This is a genomic window from Moorena sp. SIO3H5 (assembly GCF_010692395.1).
Taxonomy (GTDB): Bacteria; Cyanobacteriota; Cyanobacteriia; order Cyanobacteriales; family Coleofasciculaceae; genus Moorena.
This window is the reverse complement of record NZ_JAAHHS010000011.1, coordinates 13126-25409: the sequence shown is the minus strand read 5'-3', so window position 1 is coordinate 25409 and position 12284 is coordinate 13126. Positions and strand designations below refer to the sequence as shown.

Sequence of the window (12284 nt, the reverse complement as noted above, 5' to 3'; positions counted from 1 at the left end):
GTTGGTATCAGACCAAGCCGTTACACAACAAAAAACTGACAAATATCTATGCCTCCTCGTTGGCCTCGTAAACCTGATCGACGTGATCCAGCCTACCGTCGTCTAGATGACCGCATGAACTTTGCTGTACATGTGGCAATTTTTGCTGCTTGTAATTCCGGAGTGTGGTTCTTCAGAACTATACAGTATGCTCAATGGACTTGGGCATACTGGTTTACTGGTCTGTGGGGATTGATTTTAGTAGGGCATGGGGTTTATATATTTGCGATCGCAAACTATACCCCCCTGCCTACTCAAGAACCTCCAACCGAATCCCCTCAGGGATGAAATCACCCAAGATAATTGTAGTAATTGATTTTTTGTTGACTGTTTACGGTTAACTGTTTACGGTTAACTGTTTACGGTTAACAGAAAGCCAGCAAATAAACTCGGCTCTTTTAATTCAAGGTGATGAGCAAACTGTTTTGAGGGAAAGGTTAAACTTTACACCTTCAACTCTAACCCTTTAACTTTAAACCTTTAACTTTAAATCTTCCTTAGATATCCCAACATGTAATTAATTAGGAACAGCTAATTACCATGGCTAATCCAACTTCTACAGAAGCAATCGAAACTCTCGCTGCTGAAATTGGCGACAAGGTATATATAGATGTAGCCAAGTGGCATCTTTACCTCAGGGATGCCCATCTACATACCACTTTGGCTGAACAATTTTATCCCCTATTAATCGGTAACACTAATACAATCACAGAAGACCAGATGATGCCAATCCTGCAAAGCATTTCTGTGAAGCTAGGTGGTGGTAAACGGCAAGTTCCCCTAGCAGATTTGCTACCCATGCAGTGTCAGATGGATCTAATCGATATTCTCGAAGAGTATCAAAGACAGCTTTAAGTATCTGAAAATAGGCAATTTTCAAATAACTAATCACTAATAACAAAAAATTGGGTAACTTTAACAGCTACCCAAATAATTCTGCTTGTTCTTGGTTCACCAAAACAGCAAAGATTTGCCTGTGAAGCTTTAAAAATTAGGCAGTTACAGCCTTTTTCGCCACAGCACTTAACTCACCGTTGGCATACTTAGTTGCAAAAACATCGATAGTCGCTTGCTTGATCTTGCTAGCATTACCAGCAGTACCAAAGGCTTCGTAACGCTTCAAGCAAACCTGCTTCATATACTTGATAGAAGGCTTGAGGAAGTGACGGGGGTCAAAGTTAGAAGGATCTTTGGCAGCAGCTTCCCGGATAGCAGCAGTAATAGCCAAGCGGTTGTCGGTGTCGATGTTAACCTTACGGACACCGCTCTTAATACCCTTTTGAATTTCTTCAAGGGGTACACCATAGGTTTCAGGAATAGAACCACCGTACTGGTTGATCATGTCAAGCCACTCTTGAGGCACAGAGGAAGAACCGTGCATCACCAAGTGAGTGTTAGGCAGACGCTTATGAATTTCTTCAATGCGACTAATGGCAAGAATTTCTCCAGTGGGCTTGCGGGTGAACTTATAAGCACCGTGGCTAGTACCAATAGCTACAGCTAGAGCATCAACTTGGGTGCGCTCAACAAATTCAACTGCTTCGTCGGGGTCGGTCAATAGTTGGTCGCGACTCAGAGTTCCTTCAAATCCGTGACCATCTTCTTTGTCACCTTTACCGGTTTCGAGTGAACCTAGGCAACCCAGTTCCCCTTCAACACTAACACCGATAGCATGGGCAACCTTTACTACTTCGGCAGTAACACTGACGTTGTAATCGAAGCTGGCTGGAGTCTTAGCATCAGCTTCCAAGGAGCCATCCATCATTACACTGGTGAAGCCGTTACGAATTGCCGAATAGCAGGTGGCTGGGCTATTGCCATGGTCTTGGTGCATGGCAATGGGAATATGAGGGTAGGATTCCACCGCTGCTGTGACCAGATGGCGGAGGAAGTTCTCACCTGCATATTTGCGGGCACCACGAGAAGCTTGTAAGATTACCGGACTATCCGCTTCTTCAGCAGCCTGCATGATAGACAGGATTTGTTCCATGTTGTTAACGTTGTATGCTGGAATCCCGTAGCCGTTCTCAGCTGCGTGATCCAACAGTAGCCGCATGGGTACAAGTGCCATATTATATTCCTCCTAACTTTGTTTGTTAGCTATTCCGGCGAGAAGCCTCACGTCTGACACTCCCTAGTGACTCGTGAACAGAATCGCCAGTCCAGACATGTCAATTTAGTTGCTTCTAGACAGCGATGCAGCGAGGTAGCTCCTTCATGCGGGGGTTCCCCCCATGAGCGGCTACCGGTGCGGTCTTGGGGGTTCCCCCATGAGCGACTGCATCAAGACAGGTTAATTCTTTAGATAATCTTAAGATATTTTGCAGCTTTTATTCAAATTTCTTGATTAGATCATCTAGACAAAGCCGAGTCTATAAAACTTGACAAAAGTTACCAAATCTATATAATCCTCCCAAAGTCACCCTGGTATAAATCTGGATAAACAGTAAAGTGTAGGTAGTTTTGCCCTTGAGTTTTGAGAACAGGTCCTAACCTTTCTGATTGGATCAATAATTTAAGGTTTGTTGGGGCGAGCGGGTTCTGACCAGCCCAGGAAGTATTCCTGTTTTACCTAGTACCTCATAGTTACCTAATACCTAATACCTACCTAGTACCTCATAGTTACCTAATACCTACCTAGTACCTAATACCATTAGCCTCATATCTAGACTTATGTATCAGTAGACAATATATAAGGCTAACTAACAGTTAGCTAAAAATGGGTCGCCCGGGACTCGAACCCGGAACTAATCGGTTAAAAGCCGAGTACTCTACCATTGAGTTAGCGACCCGGTAAGCTTCTTTCAAACATACCTTTACTAAGAATATCACATTGATAAGGAAATGTCTAGGGAAATTTAGAAAAATTTCGCCGTTAGCCTCACCGATGTCTCACTACTCTCTCCGGGAGCTAAGTGAGTTAAATTTTCCCCAGTGTTAAGAGCGTTACGGGGAGCACTCCAAGGTTCAAGGCAATAAAAGTCCTTGCCTTGAACTGTCCAAAATACCAAGGTCGAGTAAGCGTCAGTGTAGGTCAATGTGATCGCTAATCCCCGTTCGCGATCAGTAACACTGGCAGTCTTATCACTAAGTTGTCCAAACGCTACATCAATTTCATCACAGCTAAAATCAAAACTGCCAGTGAAAGGATGTACTGCTTGGGTTTGCTTCTCCTGATACTCCGATGCAGGAATATCAAACTCCAGTTTAGTTTTGTCAGACGTCAAGAAGTAGGGATGGAAACCTGTGGAAAAGGGCATCGCTTCAGCGGAATGATTAGTATAGCGCTGATCAATGTCTAGGGTGTTGCCCTTTAATCGATAGGTAAAGGTAACTTCGAAGTCGAACGGATAGACAGAGCGAGTTTGGTCATTACTCTTGAGGGTGATAGTCAACACTGCCATGTCACTGGTTGCACTATCAGTCACCTGCCAAGGCAAATTACGGGCAAAGCCGTGTTGTTTTAGAGTATAGTCTTGGCCAAGGTATGTATAAGTATCATTAACTAAGTTTCCACAGATCGGGAAGAGGATGGGAATGCCACCCCGTACACTCAGATGAGGATCTTTAAAGCGTTCCGCATCAAGATAAAAAATCTCCTGACCTTGGATATTCCACCGAGTGACAATGCCACCCCGTTCAGGAACCACTTCTAATCGAGACTGGGCATTGTGGTCAGTGAGAATGTAAGTTTCGTATTGGTCTTGAGTGCGTACGATCTCAAACACTGGCTTTTCTCCCTTACGATTTAAAATCAGCTTTATCAGTTTATTGAGTGTCTTACCACTTTTGGTAACAGTAAGAGCCTATTTTTGAGTTACTCTGACTGCGACCGATGGCAGGTTGGCAGGTTGGCAGTTTTTTTTTCCAAATTCATGCTTAGTGCCAAGCACGTACAGGGATTAGTATGTCACAATGATGGGTATGTGGAACCTGTAGACACCTACCAAAATGCTTGCTTCTTGAACCAGAAGGCTTTAGCCACGCCGACGTTTATACTAAGCAGTAGGGTTTCTCCTGCTGTATCCTATAAATAGCCAAGTCGGTGACAAAGCTGACAGCTAAGAAGACTAAGGGGAACGGCACAGCTCTTTTTGAGCCAAGTTCGTTAGTAGTGTGTTTAAACAGCCACAAAGCGTGTGAGTAAAATCCTACTGTCAACGTTGCTAGTACCCGGTTTTTAACCCCATGAGCAACATTAGCTCACAATCCCCTATGTTTAACTTGGGGGAGTTTTCGGATTCTTACTCCATTGCCATCGATAGCAATACTAGTGGAATCTAAGTTTCCAAATAACTATAGAGTAACCATACCCCCAAACACCATCTCTGAAAGACTACAGCACCATTGCTTGCAAGCAGCAGAAATGGGCCCGCGGAGGTATAGGATACCGAGTTAAATCAATTAAGGGATGTAGCGCCGACCTGAGGGGATTTCCCAAATTCGCGTTCTGCATCAAGACAATGCATAAAAACAATGCATAAAAAAAGTAATCAATCACACGAGCAGCGTTGATCAACTCAAAATCGCTTCTAATGAATGCCTTACTCTCAAGCAATGAACATAAAAGACTATTAAGCTATTTTAATCTTTAACAAGGAATAGACAAACCAGCTTAATTCCATGTTAAGTTAACCAAAAATGATTTCAAGCCAACCCCTACCCTTTAGGGCTGGGGATACGAGGAGTGAGCTACAATTATTGCTAATCCTTTAAATTCTTGGAATCCATTTTTGCTGCTTATGGCGGCTCGACTACTCAAGTAAATGGTATTTTAGTCGCCAGAGCCAACAAAAAAAGGATCTGGAGTATTCCTACTCTGGTGGCTCAGGTTTATTTTAGCCTTCGATTGTATCTCATCATCGTTCCGGATGGAGAGAAACCCGCCAATTATATTCGTGGGAAGTATGTCAAAATAAAGTTGTTTCTAAAGAAACGCAACCGCTTACTTCACCAGTAAAACCAAGAGTTATCTGCAACAGGAGAAGCCGAATATGCTACACCGCAAGATTTATCAACTCTGCTGCGATGGTCGTGAGGTCTGCGTTTTCTTGCGGGATCAGCAACGTTGGATTGAACGCGCCCGCATTGTTGATATCGAGGGAGATTTAGTCACAATTCGTTATGAAACAGACGAAGAGGATGAGATCAGTTCTTGGGAAGAAATGGTCCGCTTGGAAAGCATAGGCTCTGTGAGTCACAAGCTAGCTTCTGTTTTCCGAGGTAATGTTGATCCGATAGTCTCTGATGATTGTCCGGAGGCTGAACAAATTCACCCCCGCTCCCAAGACTTAAATCAGGACTAGATTGTTAATTGTTAATGCACAACTGTTAAGGGAAAATTGATAACTCACAACTAGCTAGCAATTTTCCCTTAACTATTCGTTACTCAAGGGGTTCTATCCGTTCAAAAACTGGACAGTACCCCTCCAGTGTTACTTTAAAACCATAGAGAGCTGAGGCTGGATTCCAGCAGCGCTGCCCTCTTTGGTACAGACAATTACCACAACACTCGATATTAATTGGTATCTTGGCTCTGCCCCCTTGTTTGAGTAGTTCTCGTTGTGACAATCCCCGCAAGACCAGTTCTTCTCCTTGCCAGCGGGCTTCTACTAAACCAGTATCAGCGAAATTTTGCCAACGAGGATCCGTTGTGATCGCTCTTGAAAGAGTGATATAGACAAGTGTATCTAATTCATGCAACTCTCCTTCATAGTTTGTTTCCGTTGGTAGAGCTGGTCTGATAAAGGTATCACCAATGGGAAGTTCTACCAGTGTTCCTGCTGCTGGCGTATGGAGGTGATATCGATTTTGTAACTCTTCCAAACCAGCAAGATCAGCTAGGTAGGTAGGAGAACCGTGAACAAAAATCACATGTTGAGGTCGAAGATTATGAATCAACTGGGTGGTGCCCAGACAATCCCCATGTTGAGCCAGCAGATAAGTTTCAACCTTAAGACATCCGTACTCATCGATTGGATCCAAAGATTTAAGATGTTCCGGTTGTAGGACAACCCAAGAACAGTTCTCTTGCTGCCAGTACTCCCTCCAATCCATGTTTAAGTCAGTGAGGATAATACAGGGAGATTTACCGATAGCATCTCGCTGCTGGGGATCTAACCGCCGCACCCGAGGACGTACCCGCTCATCCCAAAACAAGGCTTGATGTCGGGCAAAATTTTGTACTGAGCTGGGAAAGTGAGACAGCAGTTCTAAGTAAGCATTACAACCAGCAGCCACGTTTCCATTGACCCAAATATCAAGGTCGCGTCCTGTAAAGTTGTGATGAGAGCGCAGGAGCATCAGGATTTCTTGACCTAGGCCTAAGGTAGGCACTGGCAACACAACTGAGTTATTGGTAGCAATGGCCTGCTCAATACGCTCTACTAGTTGATTTTCTTGTTGCCGCCGATGGGGATGTCGAGCAGTGCCATAACTGCCTTCTACAATTACCACATCCGGCTGTGTCCCCCTGAGGGATTCAAGGGATAATCCCTCCACCAGCCGTGAGTTAGACAGGAAAAAGTCACCGGTGTAAAGCAGTCGGTAAGTTCTATGGCGAGTGGTGTAAGTGAGTAAAAATGCTGCGGCTCCTGGCAAGTGTCCAGCTGGGAACAATTGAGCAGTCAGTCCCTCACAGAATTCTACAGGGGTAGCCCACGGGAGAGCTTGACAAAATGGGAGAATATCCTCAGGAGGCAGTTCCGGCCAGTTGAGTAGTAATAGTTGAGTCGTTACCTCACTGGCGTAGATTGGTAATTGTGGAAAAGTTTGGTGAAGAGCCAGCAATCCCTGACTATGGTCTGAGTGAGCGTGGCTACACAGGACTAAATCTGCTGGTGCTATCCCATCGATTTGTAGGGGCGAAATGTCTTCTAATCCACAATCAAGGAGAATGCGGTGTGGCCCCATCTGCACCAACAAACAAACCCCTTCTGCACCATGACCAACACCGTAAGGAAAGCAGGTTAATCGGTCATCCTGATCAGAGGATGCTACTGGGTGTTGATTGCTCATGAGCTTCAACTTAAGTTTTAGCTAATCCGGCTCAGTTAACCCACGTCTTACTAATCAGGGAAGGGTGAATGATTAAGCCTTGGAAGAGGCAGACAGAATCTGCGATCGCCAACAGAAAATAAGGTGGAACTATTTTTACTAAGGCTGCATCTTCCTTGAACGGAAAATTAAACAGATTCTTCCCCAGTCAAAACAAACGTGGTAGAGTTGTCACTCCGTACCAATTTAGAGGGGTTTGTATGCTCGATATACCCTATAGGTCACTCTGGAGTTTACAAGAACCCCAAACCCTAACCCCTAGGGTGGGTTTTGGGAGTTCTCACCTAGTTTCCCTCCTTTCGAGGTCAGAGTCAAGAGGGTATAAGGACTGGAACATGACCACAGTAGGGAGTTAACTAGGAAGGGACGGGTGAAATCCCTCTAACCTCTAACTCTAAGTGACGATTTCAATTTTTTGACACTACCTATGCCTAAAAGGAAGGGGCTTGGGAAAACCCCAGTCAGCCCCCTTACACTCCCCGCTCTTCCTTCAGCTTCTAGCCTTTGGTGGTTCCCTGAGGGCAATCTTGGGTGACCATGAGCGGGTATTTTTAACAGAACCGCTGGATTATGTGGAATTGGTAGCAGCGATGCAACGGTGTTATTTAGTGATGACTGATTCTGGGGGATTGCAGGAGGAAGCACCGAGTTTGGGTAAACCAGTGCTGGTATTGCGTAAGACCACGGAACGACCGGAAGCGATCGCAGCTGGGACTGGTAAGTTGGTAGGAACCGACCCAGAGCAGATGGTGAGGGCGGCAAGTTTGTTATTGAGTGATTCAGTAGCTTATCAGGGCATGGCAAATGCCATTAATCCCTTTGGGGATGGTCGTGCGGCGGAGCGTATCGTGAAGATTGTGGAGGATTACTTTGCTTGTAATCCCCCAATCCGACTTATTGGGCAATAACCGGTTTGTCTGCATCTTAGCTTCCCGGTTAGCCGAATTTTAGATAGGTTTCCCTGTCAGAATCACTATTCAAGTGAGTCTATTAAGGACAGCGGAACATCAGAATTTTTTTTGCCCCCTAGGGCAAAGTAATAGAGCTTTTCACCTTCGAGGGAGAACCGATGGCGATACCTTTTCAGATGATAGAGATCCAAAAATTCCGAGAAGATCAGTTTCCGAATGAGCTGTGAAAATCCAGAATTATCACTTGAATCAAGGAAGGTTTCTTTGATATTAAAGGCAACCCAGGCATTTTCGCTGATTACATTGAAGGCTTCCAAGAAAGCCTTTGCTGGTATGTCACCGAACCCAAGTGCTGCTACTGAAACCAGGCAGTTAGGTGACCAAGAATTGAGTTCATCACGATCTTTATCACTGAGATTGCAGAAATCCATCACATAGAATTCATCGTAGATTCCGGGACGATCTCGCTCAGTGGCAGCCTGGGCTTCGGGAATAATATCAACTCCGATGAGCCGTGAGACTCCGTGTTGTTTCAGCTTTTCACCAACTATCCCGTTTCCTGCCCCAAGATCAATTACCCGAAGCTCGTTGAGGCTCTGGTCCCCTTGAGAGACGGTAGACTCCAGGATATCCACTACAATTGACGGAGACTGGCACTTCAGACGCTCATATACAACCTGCTCGTATAATTCAGGAACTGCGAAGATCCGGTCATAGTCATGTAGACGGATCTTCTCCCTGGATTCTCCATTAACAAGGTAAAAATAGACCTGATCTTGGCCAAGCTCTCGAACATTTGTAGGTGGAAATTGGATTTTATGTTTCTTCATCACTTTCAAAATTCCTTTGAGTTTGAACCCAGATAAAAACTAATTGTGAACGGTACAGGATCCTAACAGCCAATGTCAGGGGCGCAAGACCAACTCAAGGCTTACGCAAAGACTCTAGATATAGAGTTTAGTTAACTTGCTTGTACGGACTTACTATGCCAAAATGCTACTTAAAACAAATCCCAAGATAGTTATACCTAGATTTTAAACTTCCCCATGCTAAATAATAGGAAGGTTAATAGGGTGAGACCCCACATTTTCCAAGGGAGCACACACAAAAAGATTGTCCAAAATTGCCTAACAATAGTTTTGAACATCCTAGGTAGGAAGGAATTTAACCTAATAGGTGGTAAGCAAGAGCCCCTATTACTAATTACGTCAATTCATCCCTTCCAACAAAGTTTGTACCTTACCATCTGGGTGTAGCAGCACCCGAATTTTTGGTATACCTTCCCCTTCTAAAGGGGACACAAAAGTTTCACCGAGCAGAGGTATGGGGGCGTTATCTATATAGGTTTTGGCTGCTTGCCCAAGGGGTATTATACGTCGGATTGTACCATTATTATTTAACCACAAACTATAGTTCAAGGTTTTCTGTAGCCCTTCGGGAGGTTGCCAGCGCTCCTGGAAATATCGTCTAGCTTCTGCTACCTGAGAAATCTTATCAAACAGGGTATTTTGAGATATTTGATTCGCAACAGTAGGCTTGGATGAGTTTAAAGAATCAGAAACAGGGCTATTCGGGAGATTCAGTCCAGGCACAGCTTGATCGATAACAGGGCTATTCGGGAGATTCAGTCCAGGCACAGCTTGATCGATAATTCTAGAGGTAGAAGGACCTCTAGAGAGAGTGGAAACATTCTGTTGAGGAGCAGGGATGGCTTGAACCGCCACATTAGTAGTAGTAGACCTAGAAGAAGTAGAAGTAGAAGAAATCGAAGCAGTAGAAGTAGAAGAAATCGAAGACTCGGCCTCAGGGATTACCACTGTTTCTGTGGGGATCGATAAACTTTCTCTAGGGGAATCCTGAGTTGCCACCTCAGTAGGAGAGGGCGCTGGTTTAATAACTGGCAATTCTGACACAGTTTGTACTACAGCGATGGGACTAGGTGGAGTTGGTTTGGGTTGGGTATTGGCATCAGCAGCAGGTACATTAGTTTGACTAGCCTCAGAAAGACGTGCCTCACCATTACTAGCCCCAGAAGCAGCAGGACTAACAGCAGAACTAGCTACAGGACTAACAGCAGAACTAGTAGCACTTAGTTGAGGAGAGTCTGGTTTCCTAGCTGGAGGAGGAACAATTGTGAGAATCGGACGTGAATTTGGGGGTGAGGCTATTGGTGGCGGAGTGCGTACTGGAAGAGAGGGTGGCTTAACAGGAGGCGGTGGGGCAGTGCGTACTGGAAGAGAGGGTGGCTTAACAGGAGGCGGTGGGGCAGTGCGTACTGGTGGAGAGGGTGGCTTAACAGGAGGCGGTGGCGGTAACTTGGTTCCTGGGGATAAACGTGGTGGCACTGACGGAGTTGGGATGGGAGTGCTCGGTGCTGGGGGAACCTGGGAGATAGCTCGCTTTTTACCAATTTTGCTGGAGTCTAATGGTGTTGTTTGTGATTCTGCTGTTGTTAGTGTTTTTGCTTGCTCAACAGGCTGAGGTTTATCAAGCAACTTAATCACTGCTGCTGTTACACCCACTGCCAACAGCATCGATGCTGCTGTACGCATCCAACCCGATGATTCGGGTTTCCAACTGGGCTGATTGAGTTTTGGTAGGGATACTACTTCAGCGGCATATTCATCCAAAGCGGTAGCTAGATCAAACAGCTGTGTAGCACTTAAATCAACCACTGACCCAGATTCTTCATTAGCCAGCTTACCCAGAAACAGGCTATGGCTCAGTAACCCTTTCGATTGCAGATGGATTTGCTGAGTTGCAACTGTTGTGGCATTTTCTTCCTGAGGGGTTGGAAGAGTTAGCACAGTTAAGGGAGCAACCTCAGCCGATCGCGTAGCGTGGCCTACGGCCTTAGAGTTACCAGAGGCAACCAGTTGGTTTGGGGACGGCTCAAGGAAGTGCTGAACATAGCCATCTACCGCTTCATACAACACATCTAAATCTTCTGCGTTGCCTCGTAAGGTTACCTGTTGTTCTTCTGGCTTGCGGGGGTCATCAAAACGCAACTCAAACCGCAACTTCTTCACCACAGATTGTCCCACCCAGCGAGATAAGGGTGAGCGGTTTGCCCAAATTGATAGGGTACAGGTAGGAGGAGTGTAACGTCGCAGGACTATGTTGGTCATTGGTGATTATTTATTAGTCATTTGTTAATTGTTAATTGTTAATTGTTAATTGTTGATTGTTGATTTCTATAGCATTTCCAAAGAAATCATAAAACCCAATACTGATTTATCATAACACCAAAAAATCCTCGTTCACTGCACCCCTTATTAAGGGCAGTAGGGGGGATTACTGTTCCGTTCTTTAATCAATTAACTTTTCCCATCTCAACTGACAATGCTATAGCTGTTCTCATTACTATGAGGTACACAGTATTTTTAACTATTCCAAAATTTTATAATTCCTAATCCTTCACTACCCATAATTTTGTACCTCATTAATTTAATAAATAGTATAGATTTTAATCTATACAATCCTTAAGATACTTTACCTAATAGGGCTAACCATAAACGTTGATGACCTTTAGAACCACTATAGAATAGTAAATTGATTAATAGTTTAAGAGCCAGTTGCTTTAGACTATCAGTTGATACCTTTTCTTCTTGGGTCATCCGTTCTCGGTAAGTGTTGTTAAAGTTATCTAAATAATCTCCCAATAAAGCAGCACGATGAGGTTCACTGTTTTGTTGTGTCATTTGTTCGAGTAAAGCCACCGCACGACGGATTAATTCTTGATGGTTTTTAGCCAAGTGACAGATGATTAAAACTAGCGATCGCGCTTCCTCCACATCCAGCTTTTTCCGACCTCCTGAACTTTTGCGCAGAGGATTAGACTGACGCAGACGCCACAATGCTACTCGGTCTGTGATCATTGAGTCTAAATTTAATTCAGCAGCAGCTTGCAGCATCTCCTCTGAACCAATACCTGCTAGAGCTTCTAGGCTAAGCAAGACTAAATCTAGCTGGGTTTTGATATTATCGAGATCGATTGAGTCTGCGGCTTGACTCAGAGGCAAATCCTCCCAAGCAGGAGGTGATTTTGGCGTCTTGACAGTGGAAACCATAATTTTATTTTAGTGAAGCAAATCCGGTTTACCCGTCGCTGTTACAGGTTTGGAAACAGGACTACCAAAGATTAAGGTATGTTTCCTGCTGGTAAAGCTTTGGTTGGAGGTTATCTGGTTGAATGTTGAAGGTTAGTAAGGTTATCTGGTTGAACGCGCACGCGTGGCCTTTTGGCCAAGGTTGAATGTTTAAGGTTGTCTAGTTAAA

General features: G+C 44.6%; 10 protein-coding genes, 1 tRNA gene and 1 pseudogene. 5 read left to right on the top strand and 7 right to left on the bottom strand.

Features of this window, described 5'->3' with window-relative positions; all coding sequences use genetic code 11:
* The first annotated feature begins 48 nt into the window (after nucleotides 1-48).
* Together F6K52_RS02845 and F6K52_RS02840 are read left to right on the top strand one after the other, a co-directional pair.
* The gene (locus F6K52_RS02845) at nucleotides 49-327 is read left to right on the top strand and encodes a 2TM domain-containing protein (protein WP_070390954.1); all 279 of its coding nucleotides are present in this window, start codon (nucleotides 49-51) and stop codon (nucleotides 325-327) included.
* A gap of 252 nt (nucleotides 328-579) precedes the next feature.
* Nucleotides 580-894: a DUF3181 family protein gene (locus F6K52_RS02840; protein ID WP_075896146.1), complete on the top strand. Its 315-nt coding sequence runs from the start codon at nucleotides 580-582 to the stop codon at nucleotides 892-894.
* Between the two features lie 136 nt (nucleotides 895-1030).
* Here the strand turns inward: F6K52_RS02840 and fba are convergent, their stop codons facing one another.
* From fba to F6K52_RS02825, 3 genes are all read right to left on the bottom strand, one after another.
* Complete coding sequence (fba, locus tag F6K52_RS02835; protein WP_070390956.1) at nucleotides 1031-2110, bottom strand: class II fructose-bisphosphate aldolase; 1080 nt, start codon at nucleotides 2108-2110, stop codon at nucleotides 1031-1033.
* A 649-nt stretch (nucleotides 2111-2759) separates the two neighbouring features.
* Nucleotides 2760-2831: transfer RNA gene (locus F6K52_RS02830), tRNA-Lys, on the bottom strand.
* Between the two features lie 66 nt (nucleotides 2832-2897).
* The gene (locus tag F6K52_RS02825; RefSeq protein WP_293073744.1) at nucleotides 2898-3767 is read right to left on the bottom strand and encodes an aldose epimerase; all 870 of its coding nucleotides are present in this window, start codon (nucleotides 3765-3767) and stop codon (nucleotides 2898-2900) included.
* A 992-nt stretch (nucleotides 3768-4759) separates the two neighbouring features.
* On the opposite strand from F6K52_RS02825, the gene F6K52_RS02820 reads away from it, so the two are divergent.
* Together F6K52_RS02820 and F6K52_RS02815 are read left to right on the top strand one after the other, a co-directional pair.
* Nucleotides 4760-4999, top strand: a complete 240-nt coding sequence (locus tag F6K52_RS02820; RefSeq protein ID WP_293073742.1) for a hypothetical protein — start codon at nucleotides 4760-4762, stop codon at nucleotides 4997-4999.
* A 34-nt stretch (nucleotides 5000-5033) separates the two neighbouring features.
* Complete coding sequence (locus tag F6K52_RS02815) at nucleotides 5034-5345, top strand: DUF6679 family protein (RefSeq protein WP_293073739.1); 312 nt, start codon at nucleotides 5034-5036, stop codon at nucleotides 5343-5345.
* Nucleotides 5346-5424: 79 nt separating this feature from the next.
* On the opposite strand, the gene F6K52_RS02810 is transcribed toward F6K52_RS02815, so the two are convergent.
* Complete coding sequence (locus F6K52_RS02810) at nucleotides 5425-7056, bottom strand: MBL fold metallo-hydrolase (RefSeq protein ID WP_293073736.1); 1632 nt, start codon at nucleotides 7054-7056, stop codon at nucleotides 5425-5427.
* Nucleotides 7057-7610: 554 nt separating this feature from the next.
* Here F6K52_RS02810 and F6K52_RS02805 point away from each other — a divergent pair.
* Nucleotides 7611-8003 (top strand): annotated as a pseudogene (locus F6K52_RS02805) (UDP-N-acetylglucosamine 2-epimerase); the annotation flags it as partial.
* A 65-nt stretch (nucleotides 8004-8068) separates the two neighbouring features.
* On the opposite strand, the gene F6K52_RS02800 reads toward F6K52_RS02805, so the two are convergent.
* From F6K52_RS02800 to F6K52_RS02790, 3 genes are all read right to left on the bottom strand, one after another.
* Nucleotides 8069-8836 (bottom strand): class I SAM-dependent methyltransferase, encoded by a 768-nt coding sequence (locus F6K52_RS02800; RefSeq protein WP_293073733.1) that lies wholly within the window; start codon nucleotides 8834-8836, stop codon nucleotides 8069-8071.
* Nucleotides 8837-9214: 378 nt separating this feature from the next.
* Nucleotides 9215-11134, bottom strand: a complete 1920-nt coding sequence (locus F6K52_RS02795) for a DUF4335 domain-containing protein (RefSeq protein ID WP_293073730.1) — start codon at nucleotides 11132-11134, stop codon at nucleotides 9215-9217.
* A 354-nt stretch (nucleotides 11135-11488) separates the two neighbouring features.
* Nucleotides 11489-12076 carry a DUF3038 domain-containing protein gene (locus tag F6K52_RS02790; protein ID WP_293073727.1) on the bottom strand — a complete coding sequence of 196 codons (588 nt, stop codon included), beginning with the start codon at nucleotides 12074-12076 and terminating at the stop codon, nucleotides 11489-11491.
* Nucleotides 12077-12284: the final 208 nt, after the last annotated feature.